This is a genomic window from Bartonella sp. CM120XJJH, assembly GCF_042194715.1.
GTDB lineage: Bacteria > Pseudomonadota > Alphaproteobacteria > Rhizobiales > Rhizobiaceae > Bartonella.
The window spans coordinates 89,936-114,011 of record NZ_JBHINE010000001.1 but is presented as its reverse complement, the minus strand read 5'-3'; the positions used below and the strand labels follow the sequence as shown (position 1 = coordinate 114,011).

General features: G+C 37.3%; 12 protein-coding genes. 9 read left to right on the top strand and 3 right to left on the bottom strand.

Annotated elements, in window-relative coordinates:
- Positions 1–136: 136 nt before the first annotated feature.
- Together ACFIKU_RS00430 and ACFIKU_RS00425 are read right to left on the bottom strand one after the other, a co-directional pair.
- Positions 137–4,789, bottom strand: a complete 4,653-nt coding sequence (locus tag ACFIKU_RS00430) for a translocation/assembly module TamB domain-containing protein (protein ID WP_375656362.1) — start codon at positions 4,787–4,789, stop codon at positions 137–139.
- Complete coding sequence (locus ACFIKU_RS00425) at positions 4,789–6,753, bottom strand: autotransporter assembly complex family protein (protein ID WP_375656361.1); 1,965 nt, start codon at positions 6,751–6,753, stop codon at positions 4,789–4,791. The genes ACFIKU_RS00430 and ACFIKU_RS00425 overlap by 1 nt, the downstream gene beginning before the upstream one ends.
- 406 nt (positions 6,754–7,159) lie before the next feature.
- On the opposite strand from ACFIKU_RS00425, the gene ACFIKU_RS00420 reads away from it, so the two are divergent.
- The gene (locus ACFIKU_RS00420; RefSeq protein WP_375656360.1) at positions 7,160–8,692 is read left to right on the top strand and encodes a YifB family Mg chelatase-like AAA ATPase; all 1,533 of its coding nucleotides are present in this window, start codon (positions 7,160–7,162) and stop codon (positions 8,690–8,692) included.
- A gap of 11 nt (positions 8,693–8,703) precedes the next feature.
- Here ACFIKU_RS00420 and ACFIKU_RS00415 read toward each other — a convergent pair whose 3' ends face one another.
- Positions 8,704–9,609 carry a transporter substrate-binding domain-containing protein gene (locus ACFIKU_RS00415; RefSeq protein WP_375656359.1) on the bottom strand — a complete coding sequence of 302 codons (906 nt, stop codon included), beginning with the start codon at positions 9,607–9,609 and terminating at the stop codon, positions 8,704–8,706.
- Between the two features lie 1,009 nt (positions 9,610–10,618).
- On the opposite strand from ACFIKU_RS00415, the gene gyrB reads away from it, so the two are divergent.
- The 8 genes from gyrB (at position 10,619) to ACFIKU_RS00375 (ending at position 23,893) form a co-directional block, all read left to right on the top strand.
- Positions 10,619–13,051 (top strand): DNA topoisomerase (ATP-hydrolyzing) subunit B, encoded by a 2,433-nt coding sequence (gene gyrB / locus ACFIKU_RS00410; protein ID WP_375656358.1) that lies wholly within the window; start codon positions 10,619–10,621, stop codon positions 13,049–13,051.
- 118 nt (positions 13,052–13,169) lie between these two features.
- Positions 13,170–13,952 carry a bifunctional demethylmenaquinone methyltransferase/2-methoxy-6-polyprenyl-1,4-benzoquinol methylase UbiE gene (gene ubiE, locus ACFIKU_RS00405; protein WP_375656357.1) on the top strand — a complete coding sequence of 261 codons (783 nt, stop codon included), beginning with the start codon at positions 13,170–13,172 and terminating at the stop codon, positions 13,950–13,952.
- A gap of 3 nt (positions 13,953–13,955) precedes the next feature.
- Positions 13,956–15,542, top strand: coding sequence for a 2-polyprenylphenol 6-hydroxylase (ubiB, locus tag ACFIKU_RS00400; RefSeq protein WP_375656356.1), 1,587 nt, complete (start codon positions 13,956–13,958; stop codon positions 15,540–15,542).
- A gap of 68 nt (positions 15,543–15,610) precedes the next feature.
- Positions 15,611–17,032, top strand: coding sequence for a bifunctional phosphopantothenoylcysteine decarboxylase/phosphopantothenate--cysteine ligase CoaBC (gene coaBC, locus ACFIKU_RS00395; RefSeq protein WP_375656355.1), 1,422 nt, complete (start codon positions 15,611–15,613; stop codon positions 17,030–17,032).
- A gap of 1,873 nt (positions 17,033–18,905) precedes the next feature.
- Positions 18,906–19,625, top strand: coding sequence for a sulfate transporter family protein (locus ACFIKU_RS00390; RefSeq protein WP_375641313.1), 720 nt, complete (start codon positions 18,906–18,908; stop codon positions 19,623–19,625).
- Between the two features lie 981 nt (positions 19,626–20,606).
- Complete coding sequence (gene accD / locus ACFIKU_RS00385; protein ID WP_375656354.1) at positions 20,607–21,527, top strand: acetyl-CoA carboxylase, carboxyltransferase subunit beta; 921 nt, start codon at positions 20,607–20,609, stop codon at positions 21,525–21,527.
- Positions 21,528–21,531: 4 nt separating this feature from the next.
- A complete protein-coding gene (locus ACFIKU_RS00380) occupies positions 21,532–22,851 on the top strand; it encodes a bifunctional folylpolyglutamate synthase/dihydrofolate synthase (protein WP_375641311.1) in 1,320 nt (439 codons plus the stop codon).
- Positions 22,852–22,894: 43 nt separating this feature from the next.
- Positions 22,895–23,893 (top strand): complex I NDUFA9 subunit family protein, encoded by a 999-nt coding sequence (locus tag ACFIKU_RS00375; protein WP_375641310.1) that lies wholly within the window; start codon positions 22,895–22,897, stop codon positions 23,891–23,893.
- Positions 23,894–24,076: the final 183 nt, after the last annotated feature.

Genomic DNA, 24,076 nt, shown 5'->3' with positions numbered 1-24,076 from the left:
ATCGAATTTTTAGATATATCTCTTCACGTCTCAATAAAAAGCTTCTTCTTTTATAGAGTTTCTAGTCTATGTCTGCTTGCTCAGATTTAGAAATGAGAGACAAAAAACGAAGAATTTGTTTTTTAAAATTCAATATTTAATAATCCCTTTCATAAAAGAGACCAATGCTAGAATTTTGTTCATTTCCTATGGCACCTTTAGCTTTGAGATGACGCGAAATATCTAAATTAATTGTCCCTTTCGTCGTTCCATCAGACCCTGCTTCAAAGCCCAAATAAATATTATTGTGTATGTAGCGTCCAATACGTAAGCCTGTATTACCCTTCTCATTAACGATAACATCAAGATCATCAAGCCCAATTTTAGTTCGTAAAGTATTCAACAAAGATGTATTAGAAGCACCTGCAAGATCAGCCGCTGCTGCTGCAAGTTGAGCAATCTGAAATGGTGATAATTCATTAAGAGAGCGATTAAAAATCAAACGCGCCAAAATCTCATCCTGAGGCAAATTCGGTTGTGAAGAAAAATTAATATCAAGATTATCAATCGTCCCACTTACCGTTACAGTGACGCGAATATCACCACTGTTATTGTTGGTTACAAAATAAACCGTAGGATTAAGATTACCGCTAAAACTCGCTTGCCCTTGATCAAAATTAAGACGTTGCGAAAGAATATCAAAACGTCCACGAATCATTCTAAATTCACCAACTGGATGCACATCATTCAATGGGCCTGCTAGATTAATGCGTCCTCCAAGTTCAGCATCTAAGCCTTTTCCGCGTACAAAAAATTGATTGCGTGCTGTAATACTCATATTTGATAACACGACAGATGAAGATTCTTGTGTAACTATACGGCTTTTGCTCGTTTTCTTAACATCAGCACGTTCAAGTGTTGTTTGAATCGATTTAGTTAAATTCTTATTTCTAACATCAAGAAACTTAGCACTTTTAAAATGATCAGGAACAAAAACTTCAGCTTTTTCAACGATGATATCACCACCAATAACAAGATCATTTAAAAAATGACCTTTCATTGTCATCTCACCTGATAATGTTGCCAGAATCATAGAACCATCGTTATAATTGGCATTATCAAGATGAAATATCAAATCTGTCTCTAGACCATTAGAGATACGACCTGAAGCAGAAATCCCTCCCCCCTCAAACGAAGAAGCTGAAGCTTTCTCTATAAGGATATGATCACCATTCAATTTGCCTTCAAGCGTTATATTATTCAATCCCACATTTGTTTGTGAATCAAAAAAGCTACCGTCGCCTATAGAAATATTTCCTATCAATTGTGGCTTTGATAACGTTCCATTAAGAACTGTATCAATTCTTGCTGTACCCGTTATATGTGCACCACGCTTAGCTAATAAGAGATTAACAAAATCAAGAGGCATTATCCCTTTAACGTTTAATTTTGCCTCTGAACCATTAAGAGATACAGGCCCATGGACGGAAAGATCTAACCCTTTATCTCCAGTAGCTATCATATTTTCAATATGAAATGTCGATTTTTTATAAGAACCACGAGCATTCATATTGATTGACATTGGTCCTTTATGCGTCATAGCGGTTAAATTTTGACTAGAAAGCTCAAAATGAGCAGATGGATCCTTCATTGTTCCACCAATATCAATTTTGCCTATCAGTGTCCCATCAAGCGCTTGTCCTGCAATAAAACCATTCGCCAAACGTGCAGATAAATTTTGCAAATTAACATGAAGATCAAGCGTATTTTTCTCTAGAGATACATGCCCCTGAGCTTGTGCTTGCACTCCTTCTCCTGTTAAATTTGCATTCAAAGTAAGATTTTGATCTACAGTGTTTCCCGTAGCAGAAAGAGAAAAAGGCATAATTTTTTTATCTTGAAAAGCAACGGTTGTTAGTCCCTCACCTTTTATATCGTAAGTTATATCAGGTTTTTTAAAATGACCACGAATCATAACCCGCCCTGTTACCCTCCCTGCTGCTCCAAGATCGGATTTCCACAGATTGACTAAAGTAGCAGGAAGCGCATTCATTGTAAGTTGCAAATTCAGGGTATCTTGAATATTCCCTGCTAAGATGATGTTGCCTCCATTTATTGCAATTCCTAATTCATTGATTGTTATTCCATCTTTATCAAAAGCAATTATAGATGGTTTCGGCAATGTTGCATGAAAAGTATGTTGTTTTAGGTCCACAGTTTCAATTTGCACTTCTCGTTTTATACTTTCTGGAAGTTCCTCAACCATTAAACGACCAGAAAGCCGAGCATTGAGAGTATCATGCAACATCGCTTGAACAGTAAAAACCGTTTGTCCATTATTTCTATCGGCGTGAGCATTTAAACGATTGACCATTACCAAAGGTGTTTGAATATGTTCTGCATTGATAACTCCTTCAAACTGAGTCTTGCCAAAAGGATCGAATATGTCAGCATCTATTGCCAATTTTTTTATTTTATTCTTGGAAAAATTCAAATGGTTAACATACGCCTTCACATTGGTTTTTTGTCTACCATTTTGTTCATCAAAAATGAAATCTCCTTTTACTTTTCCACTACCATCCTGCAAAAATAACGCTGAAAGTACGGAAATATCATCGGCATCAATATGCAGCGCTCCTTTCAAAAAACCGCCAAGTTGTTGAGAAAGATCACCCGTTATTTTTGCGCTTCCCCCTCTAATATCGATATTTTCAAGTTTTCGAATTTTATGAGAATCTTTAAAAGAGGCCGATAAATGCAAAGGTTTCTTAGCAAAAATCCCTTCACCTTTTACCAACCCTGTTAAAGAAGTAACTGGTGCTGTATTATCTACAAATGCATCTATGTTAAGTGTTGTGTTTTGAAGTTTCTTCCCTACAATTAATGCCTCAGCAATATGGACACGTGTATTTAGTTTTATATGGCTATTGCGCCCTCTCGCCGTACTTTGAATTGTAAGCGCACCGCTTATCTTTGGGTCTAATTTGGACAAATCAGATATTTGAGCAGATAGATCCATTTTAGCGCTTTCATCTGAAAAATAACCATTAGCCTCTATGTTTGTATATTGATTTTTCAAATTAAAATGACGAAAAATAAAACCCTTCGTATTTCGAGTAGCACCACCTGAAAGAGTGATGTTTCCTTTGAATAAACGATCAAAAGACTGCACGCCTATTTTCATATCGTCAGCCATTCCTGATAATTGGAGATCAAAAATGCCACTTAATAAATTGATCGTTCCTTTGGCTTTAATATCTGCACTACCAGAAAGTGATTGTTTACTGAACACTTCCAAAGGAGTTAATGTTTGAGCTTTTAAACCGAGATCGCCTTTAAAAACAAAATTTTCCATTGTCCCCTTTAGCCAAGAAGAAAAACCCTGAGCCGTAACACTCAGATCATGAATCAAAATTGGTTTATTCGAAACAATATCCGTATCTAAATGCACATGAACCGCTTGGCTTAAATTTTCTACTAACGCTCCTTTAATCTTTTTAACCCCTTGAAGCGTCCCTTTAACCTGAACACCAACATGACGAGAAGCTGCATTATCAAGATTTTCGCTTACTCCTCCCATATCAAAAATTGCATCGCGAATATAAATATTTTTATTGCTTAAATGACTTACAACCAACCGCCCATTCCAAGATTGTTGCCCTTCGCGACCATAGTCAATGTTCAAAGCAAGAGTATTCGCAGGTTTTGGCACTTCTGATACAGGTAAATGAACAGACTCCTTTTCGTTATCAAGAGCCATTTTGCCATCAACAAAAAGCTGCCGCAAAAATCCATCGGCGGTTATTTCAGCATTGGCTATAACCTTCATTGCTTTGTTCTGAATAACCATCTGATCAAGGTGTGTCACACCTTCTTTTGTTCTTCTTGCCTTTGCTTTTAATGTTATATTAGATTCGAAGAGACTACGATATTGAGAAGGTATTAAAGGGCTCAGTGTTCCTTCTAGTTTCGTAGACAAACTCTGTCCTTCTGGAACACTTGCAAGAATAACATTACCATCTACAATAGAACGATGATCAGACTCTAAAGTAAGTTTGATAACCAAATCATCAAAAGTACCATCACCTTTCACGACGAGATTTAATGCTGGATGTTGTTCAATGTTAAAAATATTCGCCAAAATACCATTTTGTGGTTCGTTAGCAGAAATATCAATTTGAGCTGTACGATTACTATCAGATATCTTGGTGAAAACAGAAAAAGAACCCGGTGCATCTAAACGGTGCGCCGCTATATCGACATCAAAATTACCACTCGCCAAGGTGAAATTGCCTTTTAAGGACATATCAGCAGAAAAACCCAAAAGATTCTGTTCAAAAGTCACATGTTGAGCTGTAAGCGTATTGATAGAAAGAGCAAGCGGCAATTTTGGTAAAGAGAACTTACCCGTCTCAAGGGAAGAAACAAAAGAAGAATTGCCTTGCGGTTTTCGTAAAAATGTAACCTGTTCTGCCGAAAGCTGGTTAATATCCATCCGCCCTCTCAGCAACGCTAGACGATTCCAATCCATTTTAGCATTGGTAATTTTAAGCCAAACCCCTTTTTTATCACTGACAGTAATAGTATCAATTGATGTTTGAGAAGACAGTGTCCCTTGCATATTGTGTAAACGAACTTGACGATTAGGCGCTGAAAGCTTTCGTTCAATTAAAGAAACAAACCATGAGCGATCTTCTGTTTTCATTTCGCTAGAGGGAAGAATGTCTCCTCTTTGCGCAAAAACAAAACCACCCACCCCAAAAAACAAAAATACAAAGAAGAAAGCTGATAAACGTACACCTTTTTTCATTAAAATGCTTGCCCTATACCCACATAAAAACCAATGCGAGGATCACCCTTCTCTCTCTTTAAAGGAAAGGCTAAATCAACGCGTAAAGGACCAAGACCCGTCATATAACGACCTCCTATACCGGCTCCCCATTTAATTTTTTGAGAAAAATCAAAATTTGCCTTTTCCCCTACGACACCTCCATCAAGAAAACCGACAAACCCTATTTTATCATTTAAAGAAACACGCAATTCTGCCGATCCTTCAACAACCGCCCGTCCACCAACAACCGCATCATTTTCTGTTTTGATACCAATATTACGGTAAGAATAACCACGAACAGACCCACCACCACCAGCAAAAAAAAGCGTATTCGCAGGGATTTGTGCTGTATCATTCCCAAGAATTGTACCAATCTTTGCCCGCGCAGCAAAAACAAAACGATCTCGTTCGTCCAACGCCCAATAAGAACGACCTTCTGCTGTTACTTTTGCAACAAAGTTGCTAAAACGCATCTCATAAAAAGGCTCAATGAAAACTTCCCCATATAAACCTTTTGTTGCATTAAACTTATTATTACGACTATCGTAAATCAAACCGCTAGGGAAACCTATTGTTGTAAAATTACGGCTCCCAAAATAGATATCACGTGAATAACCATTTGAAACTTCTACAGCAGCCTGCCCCGATAGATTACCATTGAAAATATGTGTAATACCTAATCTTCCTTTGATGGCTTTTGTCGTATAATTTTCTAGAACATCTTGTTGTATTTTTAATTCTGACCTGAGATCTGTATCTGGCGTGAGTACACCAGGCTTTATAAACGTGCCACCAAAAAGATAATCAAAATTTTTAAAATTATACGATTGCTTTTTATTACTACCAACACCACTTATTTTTGTTTCAATTTTAAGAACCTCTGCATGACCAAAAAGATTGTTATGCATCCAATAAGCCTCAAAACCAGCACCATCTAATGTTGAATAGCTACCGCCTACACCAAAACGACGCGGTTTACGTTCTTGTACAACAAGTGAAAGCGGTAAACTGCCGTCTAGATTAATGGTATCAGCCTCACGTATATTGATAGCACGAAAAACCCCAAGGCGCGCAAGACGTTCATTTGCCTTAGCTAATGCATCGGAATCGTATTTCTGTCCTAGCTTCAATCCGGTCATCCATGCGATATAAGCTGAATCTACACGTGGTTTTTTACTTATATTACGCACACTTAAAGGACCATAATGAGCCTTTTGTCCAAGATCAACAACAATCCGTCCTTCAACACGCAACGCAGCATGATCAGCCACGACCTCACTCTTCATAATTTTAGCTTTAGCATAACCTTGTTGACGCCATCCTTCTATCGCCCATTTTTCTGCTTTCAAAATGGTTTCAGATTTAGCAATCGCCCCAACTTTATAGCCCAATTCTTCAATTGTGGGCATTTTATGCGCTTTACGTTTTTCAAATGGAGCGACTTTATCAATATTTGCAACACTAAAAACATATTGTGGACCGGCATTAATTGTAATGACAATATTGGATTGTGCTGGAAGTTGAGTTACCGGACTTAAATCAGCGACTTCTAAGCCATTAATTTTAATGCTAATAACACCGCCGTAGCGTCCATCAGCATAAAGAGCAGAAAGAATTGCTCGATAATCTGAACGCGCCTTGGCTAGTAAACCAGAAGAACTGGCAGATCCTTTCTCTTTATCAGCAACAAGAGAAGAAACAGATTTAACTATTTTTATACCTTCTAATGGCGCGCCTGGCGGTGCGACAACATCAACTTTATAAAATCTCTCTGTACTTTTGGCATAATTTGAAGAAGCATTTGTTTTCTTTTGACCAAAAAAAGGTATGCCGAAAAAATCAAATGCAGCAAGTGGCTGTGGAAAAGAAAAAGCGAAACACAAGCCTATAAATACACAGCGCACAGTCCCTGATTTTAACAAAATTCTTGTCTGGTATACCATAAAATCAGATACCCTATAATACACTTTGCGTCTACTACACTTTAAATAATATAAAAATAAGAAAGGTAAATATAATTACTTTGCACATTTTGCACGTTTTATCACATCAAATAACACTCTGCGATACATAACGTCACCCTCCCCTTATATTTTCATAAAATTCTGCACTGTTGTATAACACGAACAGCCTCTTTCTTTTTTCTTAACATATTTATTTAGCTTATTATAAATGTTTTATTGCGTCCCATACTATCATGGTTAAATTTGTACAAATGACTTTTCATGAGAACACTAAAAACTGCTCATGTATATAGATTTCTCTATAAAAAAAACCATAGAGATGCTTCTTGATTTTTATGTATAGATATGATTGTCTCTACCAAGTCTAAAGGGGAAAAATAAATAAATGATCGCACGTATTACAACTGTTGCTTTTCGCGGTCTAGAAGCAGTTCCTGTCGATGTACAGGTTATGATTTCCCCTGGTAAAATAGGGATGGCTATTGTTGGATTAGCTGATAAGGCAGTTGCAGAAAGCCGTGAACGTGTACAAGCAGCCCTCCACGCTTGTGGACTTTCTATGCCTACTAAACGGATTACGATTAATCTTGCACCAGCTGATTTGCCTAAAGAGGGATCGCATTATGATTTGCCAATCGCCGTAGGCTTAATGCTTGCTATGGGAATCCTCCCTCCCGAAGTAGCGCAAGACTATATTATTTTAGGAGAATTATCACTGGATGGTTCACTTACCGCTGTTAATGGTGTTTTACCAGCTGCCATGACAGCTTTATCACTCGATAAAGGACTGATTTGTCCTTTCCAATGTGGACCTGAAGCTGCCTGGGCAAATGCAGAAATAAATATTCTTGCCCCAGAGACTCTTCTCACTATAGTCAACCATTTCAAAGGAACCCAAATTCAAAAACGTCCACAACCGCGCCAATACACTATCGAAACTGAACTTCCAGATCTTTGCGAAATCAAAGGACAGAAAACAGCCAAACGCGCCTTGGAAGTTTGCGCTGCTGGACGCCATAACCTTTTGTTTGTAGGTCCTCCTGGTGCTGGGAAATCTATGTTAGCGCAACGCTTACCTTCCATTTTACCACCCCTTGATAGCCGTGAGCTTTTAGATGTCTCTCTTATTGCTTCTATTACAGGAGAAACGGTTCATAATACTATCTCACTTCATTGCCCCTTTCGTTCCCCACATCATTCTGCTTCCATGGCCGCAATGATTGGTGGGGGCCTTAAAGGAAGGCCAGGAGAGGTCTCCCTTGCCCATAATGGTGTGTTATTTCTTGATGAATTGCCTGAATTTTCTCCGCAGGTTCTTGATTCTCTTCGTCAACCCTTAGAAAGCGGAGAATCGGTTATCGCCCGCGCTAATCACCATATTAGCTATCCTGCTCGCTTCCAACTCATTGCCGCAATGAATCCTTGCCGTTGTGGTATGGCAGGCGAAAAAGACCATGTTTGCCCTAAAGGAATACGCTGTCAAATCGATTATCAGTCCCGTATTTCTGGTCCTCTGCTTGACCGAATTGATTTACGGATAGATGTCCCTGCTTTAACAGCTATGGACCTTATGCAACCAGAACAATCAGAAAAAAGCTGCGACGTTGCCGAACGCGTCGCACGGTGCCGTAACATTCAAGCTAAACGTTTTTCAACAATGGGGTTTGATCATATTCGTACCAATGGCGATTGCCCTGCCAAAATTATAGAACAGATTGCCATTCCCGATAAAAGTGCGACCATACTCTTACGAGATGTGAGTGAAAAAATGCACCTCTCTGCACGCGCTTATCATCGCATTCTCAAAGTTGCACGCACAATTGCTGATCTTGACGAATCAGATAATCTTTCACGTTATCATCTCGCAGAGGCTATTTCCTATCGACTAGGCGCAGAAAGATTAACGGCTCTTAACTAAAAAACTATTCATCAATAAAAACTTATTGGAAAATAACGCAAATAAAGTTCTGTAAGTTTACCATCCTCTTCTAGAGATTTCAGCGCATAATTGAGTATATCAACCAATTTTTCATTCTTTTTTGCAACAGCAAGCTGCATTCCTTGTCCCAATAACTGTGGCGCCATATATGCCCCCCCAACAAAATGACCGCAATCAACAGATTTTTGTTTTTTGAACCATAACGATAAAGCAAATCCATCATCAAAAATAAGGTCAATTTTACGCTCCTGTAATGCTTTATAGAGCTCTTCTCTCTTTTTAAATCCTTGCCATTTGGCTTTAGGAAAATAATAATGAAAAAGCTTTTCGTGAACACTTTTAGACAAAACACCACTGGTTAAGTGTAGCAATTTATCGCTTATTGGCTCATCGATATTTAAAAATCGAGAAGCAACAAATCGCGCTGGAAAGCGCAAATATGACTTTGTAAAAACAAGATCTTGCTGGGTTTTACTTGTTTCTTTTAAACCCGCAATAATGACTTCTGCACCACCACTTTTAACATGTTCCACAAGCTCTTTCCAAGGAATTACTTCTACTTCACAAAGCTTCTCTAGTTTTAATTTTGAACAAATAGCGCGCAATAAATCGATATTATAACCTGCAAGATGCCCCGTTTGATCAAGGAAATTAAAAGGTGGAAAATCAAAAGTTGTTACAAAACGCAAACGAAGGATATCCGTTGTATCAGGTTGCACCAAATGTTCATGCGAATCAAAAAAAGAAGGCAACCTTTCAGCTTCTGCGTAAGAGGAAAATAGAACCCCACCTGCTACAAATAAAATACGAATAAAAATATTATATGGATTATTGAATAAAAAGTACCGTAAACGCGATTGAAGCTGTTTTACATATATAGATTTTTTTATTTTCAAAATTTCTCCCCCATTTTTCAAAACTAAGATGCAACTCTTCTCAATTATTATCTAACGCACTTCACCAAAATATCTGGCGTTTAATAAATAAAATTCTTGCTATTTTTAAAAACTGTTAAAAAATTTAACAGTTTTCATATATTTTTTTGAAACCTACTGAAAATACTTAGATTTCTGATGTTAATTTTCCCAAATGAATATAAAAAGTAATTTTAACGAAAGGCGATTTGATTTTTTAAATATAAGAAATAAGCTGTACATACTTTAGTGATACACTCTATTTTATCAAAATATCCCGCGTATCTTAAAATATTAAGATACTGATTTGTAATATTAATTTATTTATATTGAAAATATCAAAACTATTTCTTTGTGTATCACAACCGGAGGGAGTATATAAGTACTATTGAAGAAAAGAGTAAAAATACCTCTCAAATGCCAAGGGTTTTCTCAACATTAAGGTTGCATCAACATTTAAAAGCTGAAAATAAAATGATGATACTGGTTTGTACCTTACTGTCAAGATAAGACAATGGATTTTATAGCATTCACAAGGTACTTTATGCTATTCAAACGTCATAGAAAACAAGTCTGAGAACATTGAAAGATGCTTCTTAAAAAGTGCGTAAATAAGTAGCACAATGGCATGTTGTTTTAAATGAGGACGTAACCTCCATTACAGAAATGAGAAAAAAACGTAAACACTGTGTCATTACCTTATTATTTAAAAACATTGTCATGAACGTTTTCAAAGTTGTAAAGTTGAATAAAAGGATGACAATATATCAAGGAAGCGCTTAAATATTTATATCACCACCCTAAATAAACTGTATTTTTCTGTATAATACTACACTATCATTCTTTCCATTATATATCGACAGATATTGAATCTAGATCTGATATACGGTAAATATTTAATGTGGTTATTCCATAAATAACTGATCAAAACATTGAGCTTAAAAAAAAGCAGATAAAATATTGTAAATTGAACACAGGAATGGACTAACTTATGAGTGATGAAATAACCTCACCAGAACAAAGCAATAACTATGACGCCGCTTCTATCAAAGTTCTCAAAGGTCTTGATGCTGTACGCAAACGTCCTGGTATGTATATTGGTGATACTGATGATGGATCGGGTTTACACCATATGGTCTATGAAGTTGTAGACAATGCTATCGATGAAGCTCTAGCCGGTCATGCTACTCTTGTAAACGTCACACTCCATGCTGATGGTTCTTGTTCTGTTCGTGATAATGGACGTGGAATTCCGACAGATATCCATCCAACAGAAGGTATTTCTGCAGCTGAAGTTATTATGACACAGCTTCATGCCGGCGGAAAGTTTGATCAAAACTCTTATAAAGTTTCAGGTGGATTACACGGTGTTGGTGTCTCTGTTGTGAATGCATTATCCGTTTGGCTTAAATTGCAAATCAGACGGAATGGTAAAATTCATGAAATATCTTTTACCCACGGGGTGGCTGATGCTCCATTAAAAGTTATTGGCGATTGCGATAAAGAAAGTGGAACAGAAATCAGATTTTTACCAAGTTCTGAAACTTTTACTATGGTTGAGTTTGATTTTGAGACTTTGGAGCGCCGTTTACGGGAATTAGCCTTTCTAAATTCTGGGGTTTATATTCTTCTTGTTGACGAACGTCATGCTGATGTTAAATCAGTTGAATTGCATTATGAAGGTGGATTAACGGAGTTTGTCAAATATATTGACCAATCAAAAAAAGCTCTGCTTGATGACCCTATTTACATTGCAAGTGAAAAGGATGGTATGAGCGTTGATGTTGCCCTATGGTGGAACGATTCCTATCATGAGAAGGTCTTGTGTTTTACCAATAATATTCCTCAGCGTGATGGTGGAACTCATTTGATAGGTTTTAGAAGTGCCCTTACACGCCAAATTAATGGCTATGCTGAATCTTCAGGTATTGCTAAAAAAGAAAAAGTGAACTTAACCGGTGATGACTGCCGTGAAGGATTAACAGCTATTCTTTCTGTCAAAGTTCCTGATCCAAAATTTTCTTCACAAACAAAGGATAAGCTAGTCTCTTCTGAAGTGCGCCCTATTGTTGAAAATTTGGTCAATGAAGGTCTTTCAGTATGGCTGGAAGAACATCCTCATGAAGCAAAACTTCTCATTAGTAAAGTGGTAGAAGCTGCAACAGCACGTGAAGCAGCACGCAAAGCACGTGAACTCACAAGACGAAAAGGAGCGCTTGATATCACTTCTCTGCCAGGAAAGCTTGCCGATTGCCAAGAACGTGATCCTGCAAAATCAGAAATCTTTATTGTCGAGGGGGATTCGGCTGGCGGTTCAGCAAAAGGTGGGCGCTCACGTCAAAATCAAGCAATTTTACCCCTTCGTGGTAAAATCCTCAATGTTGAACGAGCACGTTTCGACCGCATGCTCTCATCTGATATGATTGGAACACTTATTACAGCTCTTGGAACGTCTATCGGTAAAGATGAATTTTCACCGGATAAATTACGTTATCATAAGATTATTATCATGACGGATGCGGACGTTGATGGAGCTCATATTCGTACTCTGCTGCTCACTTTCTTTTTTAGACAGATGCCTGAGTTGATTGAACGTGGACATCTTTATATTGCTCAGCCTCCTCTTTATAAAGTATCGCGTGGAAAATCTTCCCAATATATTAAAAATGAAGCAGCGTTTGAAGAATTCTTGATCGATACTGGATTAGAAGAAACAACGCTTGAGCTTTCAACAGGAGAAGTTCGTGCAGGGGCTGATTTGTATCAACTCGCTAAAGATGCTCGTATATTACGTCAACTTTTAAATGGTCTTCATACCCGTTATGACCGTAATATTGTTGAACAAGCAGCAATTGTTGGCGCTTTTAATCCTGAAGTCTTTGCAACACAAGAAAAAGCACAAAAAATAGCAGATACTATAGCACACCGCCTTAATCTGATTGCTGATGATATGGAACAAGGTTGGAGTGGACAATATACAGCAGATGGAAACTTATGTTTTGAGCGTATTTTGCGTGGTGTTAAAGATGTTGTTACGCTTGATGTGGGGCTTATAAATTCAACTGACGCACGCCAAATTGATCGCATTTCCCAAAATTTTATCGACATATACCACCCTCCTGTTCTTTTACGTCGCAAAGATAAAACAGAGCGTATTTTTGGGCCCATTAGCCTTTTAGAGAGCATTTTTACAAATGGTAAAAAAGGTCTTACTCTTCAACGTTATAAAGGTCTTGGGGAAATGAATGCTGAACAGCTTTGGGAAACAACTCTTGATCCTAATGCACGTTCTCTTTTACAAGTAAAAATTAATGATGCAACCGATGCAGATTCACTCTTTTCTCGTCTCATGGGTGATGAAGTTGAGCCTAGACGTATTTTTATTCAAGACAATGCCTTAAGCGTTGCCAATCTTGATATCTAAAGGTACTCTTCTGCTTTTGGCTGTGTAAATGTCGTAGTTTTATACGTTGTTTTTTCGTAGTTGAACATTCCCTCTCTATTTCATTTACGATAAAAGAAAAATAAGGAAGATCATACACATGGCAGTTGAAACAGAACGTGTAGGAACCAAGGGTGGCATGGAGCTCTCTTTTGGTTTTACAAGAGTAGATGAAACACAAAAACAATCCATGGTAGATGGTGTGTTTCATTCTGTTGCTGAAAATTACGACAAGATGAATGATATCTTATCCTTAGGGCTACACCGTATGTGGAAAAATTCCATGATTGCTTGGCTTTCCCCCCCAGCACTTTCTCATTGGAAAGTTCTTGATGTCGCTGGCGGTACAGGTGATATTGCTTTTCGTATTCTTAATGCTTCACGCCAAAAAGCCCATGCTACAGTGCTTGATATTAATGGCTCAATGCTCAGCGTTGGCAAAAAACGCGCACAAAAAAATGGTCTTGCCCCTCTGATTGATTTTGTTGAAGCCAATGCAGAAAATCTTCCTTTTGAAGATCAAAGCTTTGACGCTTACACTATTGCTTTTGGAATTCGCAATGTTCCTCATATTGATCAAGCTCTTAGAGAAGCTTTTCGTGTTTTAAAGCCCGGTGGACGTTTCTTATGTTTAGAATTTTCAAATGTTGAGATGCCTTGGCTCGATAAAATTTATGATATTTGGTCTTTCCATGCTATCCCTAAGCTGGGTCAATTTATCGCAAATGATGGCGATGCTTATCGTTATTTGGTTGAATCTATCCGCAAATTTCCTAGGCAAGATGATTTTGCCCATATGATCAAGAATGCGGGGTTTTCGCGGGTATCGTACCGCAATCTCACCGGTGCGATTGCAGCGCTGCATTCAGGTTGGAAAATTTAAAAAATGGTGCAAATTTCCCCTTACTTTCAATTGATGCGTGCAGGATGGGTTTTAACACGTGAAGGTGTTTTAAGTGCTCTTCCTCATGATGATCTTCAAGGATTTCCAGCGCTATGTCATCGCATAGCTGGTACATTAGCACGACGCAAAACAAAAAAGAAACAGCGATCTGAAAATATTTCGTATGCCATTAATAAGCTTGGACCCTCTTACATAAAACTTGGTCAATTTCTTGCTACAAGACCTGATATTGTGGGGCGTGATATTGCAGAAGATTTGTCACAACTACAAGATCGTGTCCAAACATTTTCTTGCACTGCTGCTATTGCTCAAATTGAAAGTTCTCTTGGTCGCTCTATTGATGATTTATTCGTAAATTTTTATCCCCCCATTGCCGCCGCTTCTATTGCTCAAGTTCATCCAGCTGAATACAGTGATGAAACTGGTCATAAAAAAAAATGTGCTGTAAAAGTTATTCGTCCTAATATCAGAGCACGTTTTTCTAAAGATCTTAGAGGATTCTATCTCATTGCTCACTTACAAGAGCGCTACATCCCTGCCTCTCGAAGGCTTCGTCCTGTTTGTGTGGTGGATACTTTAGCACAAACAACACGCATTGAAATGGATTTACGTTTAGAAGCAGCAGCTATATCTGAAATGGCTGAAAATATTCAACATGATACAGGCTTTCGAGTTCCACGTATTGACTGGGAACGGACAGGACGTAATGTTCTTACAATGGAATGGATTGATGGTATCAGAATATCCGAAATTTCCAAACTCAAAGAAGCAGGATTTGATTTGCAGGCGCTTGCCATTACGCTTATTCAATCTTTTCTTCGTCATACATTGCGTGATGGTTTTTTTCACGCCGATATGCATCCTGGTAATTTATTTGTAGACTCGCAAGGATGTATTGTTGCTGTTGATCTAGGCATTACAGGAAGGCTTGGCAAAAAAGAAAAGCATTTCCTTGCTGAAATTCTTTATGGCTTTATTACCCGCGATTATCATCGGGTTGCACGCGCCCATTTTGAGGCAGGTTATGTTCCTTCACACCATAATATTGAAAGCTTTGCGCAAGCCAACCGGGCTATTGGCGAACCAATTCACGGACAATCAGCACAAAGCATTTCCATGGCTAAATTGCTCACATTGTTGTTTGAAGTCACTGAATTATTTGACATGCAAACGCGACCTGAACTTTTATTGCTGCAAAAAACGATGGTTGTCGTGGAAGGTGTTGCCCGCACATTAGACCCAACTTTTAATATGTGGAAAGCTTCTGAACCTGTTGTCAAAGAATGGATTAGTAAAAATTTAGGACCCGTAGGCGTTGCAAAAGACTTTAGTGAAGGAGCGCAAGCTCTCCTTTCGCTGGCACGTAAAACACCACAATTGGTTCAAAATTTCCAACGGATAGAAGAAGATTTTAATCAAATGAGAAAAACAGGTTTTAATCTTTCTCCTGACACCCTCAAACAACTTGCTGTCGAACAAAGTCGTAGAAACCGTTATGGTCGTTATAGCCTTTTCATCATTGCACTTTGTTGCGTTTGTCTCACTTTTTACTTTTTTCATCTTTTCTAATTTCCTTAATATGCTAAAAATATCAACAATGAAATCATTGCAAGCATTTTATTTCTTGGAGGTATTTTATGGCCAGCATTACTATTCGTAACCTGTCTCCTGAAACCAAAGAAGCTTTGCGCATACGCGCCGCGCAAAATGGTATTTCTATGGAAGAAGAAGTCCGACGCCTTTTAAGCAATCCCCCTCCTTTCACCGCACAACTCTCTCATACTCGTGCTGTTGAAGTGCAATCATTGAAATCAAAATCACTCCTTCTTATTATTGGAGGAAGTATTGCATCCTATAAAGCACTTGATTTAATTCGCCGTTTACAAGAACGTGGAGCACACTTAAAAGTTGTGATGACAAAAGCAGCGCAAAAATTTATTACGCCTTTAGCCGCTGAAGCTTTAAGCGGTGGTACTGTATATACTGATTTATTTTCACGCGAAGAAGAGCACGATATTGGACATATCCGATTAGCACGTAATGCTGACCTTATTATTTTAGCCCCTGCTACAGCCAATCGCATTGCAAAAATAGCCAATGGCATAGGAGATGATCTGGCTGATTGCATTCTTTTAGCGGCACATTGTCCACTCTTAATTGCACCCGCTATGAATCCGTCCATGTGGGCGCATCCAGCTACTATTCGCAATGTTGCACAACTGCGCGCAGATGGCGTTCATATCATTGGACCAGAAATCGGAAATATGGCTGAACGTGACGAGATAGGATATGGGCGCATGAGCGAACCTTTAAACATTGTCGCTACCATAGAGACTCTGTTGAATGTACATGAAAAACCTCTCTCTGACCGCCATTTCATCGTTACCTCTGGCCCTACCCATGAACCAATTGATCCGGTGCGTTATCTTGCTAATCGGTCTTCAGGTAAACAAGGTCATGCCATCGCAACCGCTCTTGCGCATTTGGGTGCAAAAGTAACACTTATTTGTGGACCTGTTAATCTTGCAGCCCCACAAGAAGTAAAAACCATTCATGTTGAAACAGCACAACAGATGTTACAAGCCGTTCAAACAGCATTGCCTGCTGATGGCGCCATCTTCGTTGCCGCTGTTTGTGATTGGCGCAGTCAAACGCAGTCGTTACACAAAATTAAAAAGAATGCTCATAAAATACCACCATCCCTTCATATGGTCGAAAATCCTGACATTTTAGCAACAATTGGACACGCTCCAAACCGCCCCTCATTGGTCATTGGTTTTGCTGCTGAAACATGTGATATCATTGCCAATGCACAAAAAAAATGTGTTGAAAAAGGAGCTGATTTCATTCTTGCTAATGATATTTCTCTTCAACTAGATGGAACAAGTGTCATGGGTGCTGATACAAATCAAGTTTATCTCGTGAGTAAGGAAAAAGTTGAACAATGGCCCCATATGAGTAAACAGCACGTAGCGCAAAAATTAGCAAACATGATTGTATCATTTTTTGCCCCCCAGACACCTACTCCTCATGAGGAAAATATACCCTATTCCACATAATAACTCTTCAAATGCATTGATTAAAACACCTCATAAAATAGAACTGAAAATAGTGTCTATCTACCTCGGTTATTATATAATTATTTTGATTTATAATGATAATCTAGTGTTGTTCATATTAAATTAGAATCCCGCATATCGTAAGATTCTCTTATTCCCAATCTCTCTCATCATGAAACAATGAAACCCATTTTCTTGCACGTTGCAAACAAGGATAGCTGTATGAATACAAAATGTTTGAGAAAGAACTAAAAATGCTTATAATGGACCGTCTCAAAACAAAGGGCTGTTGTCGAGCAACACTGAGGATGATGGCGCTGGCGTGCCCTTTTATTAAGCGTAAAGATAGTGGGTGCCCTATAAGTTTTATATTATTCCCGAGAGCTTTCCCCTTATACCATTAACAAGCGCTGTTGCGAAATGAGTATGACGAGCGTTGGGAAATGTTTTTTTTAAAATCCTATCTCACCCTAGCCTCCATAAAAGTAGGATCTATTGCACCACTGTCTCCCCAGCTTATAAAAAACAAGCTATCATTCACTTTGCCTACTATCAATTTTGAGAAAGCTCTTGCACTGGATAAAATTTATAAAAAGTATTTTCTTTCTTCAATGTTTTTATCCCCATATTGGTCCTATTTATGATATGCAAATAAATGATTTTGATTGTTTCATAATGAGAGCAGCTAATGAGAAAATATGACAACTTTATTTGGAGTTCTTATTCACTGTGAAAAATAATGTATAAATCAATATATTATAACATCTCAATGCAATTCTAAGCATACCTCACACTAAAACTTATAAATCGCTCATAAAGAGTGTAGACAAAATTCATTGCACCACTGTCTATAAGTTTATAAAACTGAAGTCTTTATTATTTTCCTCATGGATCAGTCTTTAAGATTAAATGTGCGTGTCCTCTCTCCAATATACCAAGACCACAAAGACTAGAATTTGATCCATGATATCTTCACATTGTGATGTTTCATGAGAAGAATTTTTATTCCTTTATCGAAAGCTTTGTATCCATACATTGATCTCGCCTGTAATGTGCAAGTAAATAACTTTTTGATGTTGAACAGAAGCTTTGAAATTAAAGAATATTTCTATATTTTGTTATTCAAGTTGAAAATGATCAATTCTCTTCATAAATTAATGGTGTTATTATCTAAAAATTATTTGATACAGTGCACCATTTGTATGAAAAGTGCTTCAGTGAATTCTTACTTCGTTGCACTTATAGCTTTTAAAATTTAAAATCTCATCATTTTTAATCATCAGTGGTGTCTCCCACTCTATTGTTTCTTCTCAAGAAACTGTTCTTCCATGGGATATGGGCGGTTAATCGCCTAAGCTTATTTTTTCCACTTCTATCATATTAATCTGTTACCCAAAATCAGAATATCTATGGACCTATTCCATTGAACTCAATATTGTTTTGAATAAAAGCGAGAGGCAAAAGCATGCCGTCAAATAGTAGAAAAGTACAGAGTATTAGGAATTGTGCAAAATAATTAAGCACGTAGATAAACGAAGCTAGACAACTCTACTGAATAAATAGAAGTAAACAACTTTCCTCCCAAATAGTTCTTATTCCTTAATTTTTCACATATATCATACAAATGCAATAATCTACACTCTATACAAAAATATTCAAAACTTCTTCTAAAACAGCTGTTTTTTAAATTATTCTTGGTTTTTAAAATTCAAAATTTCTATTTATTCAAATTTTATTTTAAACAAAAAAGCCTTAGCCGTTTTTTATAATGTTCTTGAAAAGAAATCTTGAAATTTAAAAAAGAAAAAATTACACTCTACATTCTTTAAATATATTTCTTGTTTTTTTGCTTCTTTCCTTAGTTTATTAATCTATGATTTTTACTGCTTCTTATCGTGCTTTACAACGTCTTTTGACTTCGCAATATCGTATTATGATACTGAAAGCATTGGGGGTTACTTTTTTCATTCTCACAATTTTATGGTTATGTGTGCACCAACTTTTTGTGTCTTACTTTTGGCCCTGGATTGCTCAATTCCTTCCTGGACTCCCTAGTTGGGCGGGATGGATTGGGTTTAGCATGCTTATCATTTTTAATCTTGGTTTAGCTCTTTTGTTGGCTTTTTTAATTGCACCAATCGCAGCTATGATTGGTGGTTTTTTCATTGACTCTGCTGCTGAAGTCATTGAAAAAGAGGATTATCCAAACGAGCCTATTGGACAAGCTTTACCGTTTCAGCGTTCTCTTATCATTTCCTTAAAATTCGTTATTTTAAGCCTTCTTGGTAATGGAATTGCTTTTATTTTATTCTTCATACCAGGTATTAATTTAATTGCTTTTTATGTTATTAATGGTTATTTGCTTGGTCATGAATATTTCTTGTTTGCTGCTTATCGTTTTCGAACAGAGCAAGATGCACGTGCTTTTTTACATACTCATTACACAACGGTTTTTGGTGCAGGGTTATTGATAGCGCTTTTTGTTTCAATTCCAATTCTTAATTTAGCAACACCGCTTTTTGCAGCCGCCTTTATGACATATTTACACAAAATGCTTTCCCAAAAAACCATGGCACGCATTACACAAAAATAATGTTCCTTGACTTTAAGGTTAATAAAACTTGCCAGCTAAAAAAGCATAATATAAAATTTTATGCTTTATCTTTTATTAAAGTAATATATTGATTTATAATAATAATTATCATTACTCAACATGAGTGAAAAACCTAAATATCATGAGGCTTCTCATTTTAATCCTATTCATATTAGATCAAGTGAAATCGTTTGTTAATATATCACAAACGGAAATGGTGTGTGGATAAAAGTACTTTCAAAAAGGCGTGAAATATCTTTTATGAATTCTCTCAATGCAAACATTTTCGTCACATTAAAAACTGGAAAAGAGTATGATGGTATCGATTTGTACCTTCTATTTCAGTAAAAATGGAGAGCATAATGTATTTTATATCATTTATGGAGAGATATACTCTTCTGAGCACCATCATAAGAGAGTTTTGGGGATTATTGAAAAATGTCTGTGTAAAACAAGCACATGAATGAGTAATATAATAGCATTTTTGAGAGTATTCTATTTTAATTGTGAAAAGCGCGCGCTTTAAAGAAACCTTTTGAAAAAAATCTTGCTCTGATGTTAGCGTTTCGCTAATATGGTGTTATTATATCCTTATCTTAAATGGGTTATTTTAGCCTTGTTAACGCCTTATATTATAAGGTTTCTTTTCTTCAAAACTGTTGATACGAATGATTAATTGGATATTCATTTTTATTAAAAAATAAAGGATTTGTTAACCATCGCAAGGAGTGAATTTAAATACCAAAGTAAAAAATAAAAACATATAAGTTCTTTAAACTTATAAGAAATTTGTTATAGGGAACACTCTTCATAGATATAATTGTTATGATATTGGAAAAATTAAAAAACAAGCTATACGTACACTGATAAAAGTATTAAATAGGCTTCTTTGTTCCACCGGTAAAGCAAATGTGACTGTTTAGGTTCGTATTCTTTCAAATTATGCGAAAGATGTGTAATATTTAAAGGAAGGTTATAAAGATGAACTGGATTACAAATTATGTTCGTCCTAAAATTAACTCTATATTGGGGCGCCGTGAAATTCCAGAAAATCTATGGATTAAAGATCCTACCAGTGGTGAAATGATCTTCCATAAAGATCTGGAAGCTAATCAATTTGTCGCTCCCAATTCTGGCCATCATATGCGTATCAGCGCGAAAAATCGTCTCATGCATTTTTTTGATGATGGTGTTTATACAACTCTTGAAAATCCAAAAGTTGTAACAGATCCTTTAAAATTTCGTGACGAAAAACGCTATATTGACCGGTTAAAAGATTATCGTTCTAAACTTGGTGTTGATGACAATATTTTAAGTGCACGTGGTACGATTGAAGGCTTACCAATTATTGCAACCGTTCAAGATTTCGCCTTTATGGGTGGATCACTCGGTATGGCTTCAGGGGAAGCTATTATCAAAGCTTTTGATACTGCCATTGCCGAAAAGCGCCCATTAGTTCTTTTTTCTGCTTCTGGTGGCGCACGCATGCAAGAAGGAACGCTCTCGTTGATGCAAATGCCTCGTACAACCGTAGCGATTGAAATGTTGAAAGAAGCAAAACTTCCCTATATTGTTGTGCTGACTAATCCAACCACCGGTGGTGTTACTGCTTCTTACGCCATGCTTGGTGATATTCACATTGCCGAACCTGGCGCTATGATTGGTTTTGCTGGTCCACGTGTGATTCAACAAACTATACGTGAAACCCTACCAGAAGGCTTTCAAAGTAGTGAATATCTGCTCGAACATGGTATGATTGATATGGTTGTATCGCGTTTAGAAATGAAAACAACCATTGCACGTCTTTTACGCTTGATGATGAAACGCCCTGCTGTTTTTAACCCTTCCGATCCATCCCCAACAGACTTTCAAACATCGCTTTCTAGGACAAAAGCAGCTTAAGTTTATGCAACAAAGTCAAATACAAAGGGTGGTGGATGATTTACTAAAAAATTATCCGAAAAAATTTGATCTTTCTTTAGAGCGTATTGTTCACCTTTTAGAGCGTCTTGGTAATCCACATTTAAAACTTGCCCCTATTATTCACATCGCTGGAACAAATGGCAAAGGATCTGCCTCAGCAATTTGCCGTGCTCTTTTGGAAAGTGCAGGATACTGCGTTCATGTTTATAGCTCACCTCATCTCGTCAACTGGAATGAACGCTGCCGGATAGGTCAAAAAGGAGGTGGTCAACTTGTTACAGAAAACCAATTGGCTGAAACAATCAGTGAAATTATAAAAGTAAATCGTCAAGAGCCGATTACTATTTTTGAAATTTTTACAGCCGCTGCCTTTATGCTGTTTAGTATACATCCAGCTGATGTTGTCATTTTAGAAGTTGGGTTGGGAGGACGTTTTGATGCTACCAATGTCATTAATAAACCAGCTGTATCGCTTATTATGCCCATTGATTATGATCATGAGACCTTTCTTGGAAACACAATTGCTCAAATCGCTTTTCAAAAGGGGGGAATTATCAAACCAAACGTTCCAGTAGTCATCGGGAAGCAAAATTATGAAGAAACTCTTGCTACTTTAATACCTCTTGCTAATAAAAATAAAGCACCTTATTCTCTATTTGATCAAGATTATCAAAGTTATAAAGAACATGGACGTATGGTTTTCCAAAACAATCAAGGTCTCATGGATCTTCCCCTTCCTAACCTTATTGGAGACCACCAAATCGCCAATGCCGGCGCGTCTCTTGAAGCAGTTTGTCAAGCAGGTTTTCGACTTTCAGAACAAGCCATAAATGATGCTTTGAAAAATATTTATTGGCCCGCACGGATGCAACGTCTTATCCAAGGACACTTGGTTGATCAACTGTCTCCTAATATTGATTTATGGTTAGACGGTGGTCATAATCCTGCTGCTGGAAAAGTTATTGCAGTAGAACTTGCACAATGGAGAAAAAAAACAGATCGTCCGATTATTATGATTGCTGGCATGCTCAATACCAAAGATGCTGTCGGTTATTTTCGTTCCTTAGCGAACCTTGTCGATAAAATATATACGATACCGCTAATTAACAATAATGCCAGTATCTCTCCAATAAAATTAGCTGAATCAGCGCAAAAAGCAGGAATTTTTGCTACTCCACAAGCACATCTACAAGATGCTTTGCATAAGATTAGAGCGGAATATAAAGAGGCAATTGTCCTTATTGGTGGTTCCCTTTATCTTGCGGGCGATATTTTGCGTGACAATAAAACACCTCCGTGTTAGGAATCGATTATTTTAAAAGCTTTGAAAGATAGACTTTTTAATCATGCAACTTGATTGTGCACTTTATCAACATCCTAAACTTATTACTGTTTTTGGCGGATCTGGTTTTGTAGGACGACATGTCGTTGAAACTTTGACTAAGCGGGGATATCGCGTTCGTATCGCTGTTCGTTGTCCACAAAAAGCTTATTACATGCTCCAAATAGGAGAAGTAGGACAAACCCAAATGCTTAAAACAGATATCAAGCATCGTGCCTCTGTTGCACGCGCATTGCTTGGAGCTGATGCGGCAGTATTTTTACCTGGTAGCTTAAAACAAGCAAATCAATCGAATTTTAAAAACACACAAATTGATGGTGTTTACAATGTTGCTGAATTAACAGCAGAAGCTGCTATTCCACTCATATATATGTCAACACTTGTGGCTAACGAGAATGCTTCATGTCTTTATGCACGTGTTAAGTTTATGGGTGAACAAATTATTCATAACAAGCATCCTCAAGCAATTATTATCCGTCCATCCGTTATTTTTGGACCAGAGGATTGTTTCTTTAACACCTTAGCAGATTTGTCACGTTTTTTACCAATTATGCCTCTTTTTGGGGGTGGGCAAAGCAAATTGCAACCCGTGTATGTTGGTGACGTTGCTGAGTTTATCGCGCGCGCTTTAGATGGACAGGTTGCTTGGGGAAAAAATTATGATCTTGGCGGTCCCCAGATTATCACCTTCCAAAATACTCTTGAAAATATACTCAAAATTATTCACCGTAAAAAAACAATCCTATCCATGCCTCTTTCTGTTGGTCTATTGATTGGGGGAATTTTGGGAACTATTGGTAAATTGCCTTTTGTACCAACACTTATAACAGCCAATCAGATACGTTTTTTGCAAATGGATAACATTGTTTCTAAAGAGGCTATAGAGAATGGATATACTCTAGAAGGTGTGGGAATTACCCCCAGAGCAATGGCTGCATTTTTGCCAAGTTATCTATGGCGATTTCGTCCACATGGTCAATTTTCCCAAAACTTACTCGTCTAGAATAAATTCTTCCAAAACTGAGTTAATTATTTGATTTATAATTCATAGCTCGTTGTTAGCGGTTTTAAAATCAGAATGCTCAATAGAATAATGTTTTTGCATTTTAAATGCTCTATTCAGAGTCACAAAAAATTTTTAATCGTATGTCTATAATATTTTGATAAAAATCGCTGAAAACAGGAG

What these genes read in the sequence shown, in the direction of transcription:
- ACFIKU_RS00430 (WP_375656362.1), bottom strand. Translation starts at nt 4,789, where the DNA reads ATGAAAAAAGGTGTACGTTTATCAGCTTTCTTCTTTGTATTTTTGTTT.
- ACFIKU_RS00425 (WP_375656361.1), bottom strand. Translation starts at nt 6,753, where the DNA reads ATGGTATACCAGACAAGAATTTTGTTAAAATCAGGGACTGTGCGCTGT.
- ACFIKU_RS00420 (WP_375656360.1), top strand. Translation starts at nt 7,160, where the DNA reads ATGATCGCACGTATTACAACTGTTGCTTTTCGCGGTCTAGAAGCAGTT.
- gyrB (WP_375656358.1), top strand. Translation starts at nt 10,619, where the DNA reads ATGAGTGATGAAATAACCTCACCAGAACAAAGCAATAACTATGACGCC.
- ubiE (WP_375656357.1), top strand. Translation starts at nt 13,170, where the DNA reads ATGGCAGTTGAAACAGAACGTGTAGGAACCAAGGGTGGCATGGAGCTC.
- ubiB (WP_375656356.1), top strand. Translation starts at nt 13,956, where the DNA reads ATGGTGCAAATTTCCCCTTACTTTCAATTGATGCGTGCAGGATGGGTT.
- coaBC (WP_375656355.1), top strand. Translation starts at nt 15,611, where the DNA reads ATGGCCAGCATTACTATTCGTAACCTGTCTCCTGAAACCAAAGAAGCT.
- ACFIKU_RS00390 (WP_375641313.1), top strand. Translation starts at nt 18,906, where the DNA reads ATGATTTTTACTGCTTCTTATCGTGCTTTACAACGTCTTTTGACTTCG.
- accD (WP_375656354.1), top strand. Translation starts at nt 20,607, where the DNA reads ATGAACTGGATTACAAATTATGTTCGTCCTAAAATTAACTCTATATTG.
- ACFIKU_RS00380 (WP_375641311.1), top strand. Translation starts at nt 21,532, where the DNA reads ATGCAACAAAGTCAAATACAAAGGGTGGTGGATGATTTACTAAAAAAT.
- ACFIKU_RS00375 (WP_375641310.1), top strand. Translation starts at nt 22,895, where the DNA reads ATGCAACTTGATTGTGCACTTTATCAACATCCTAAACTTATTACTGTT.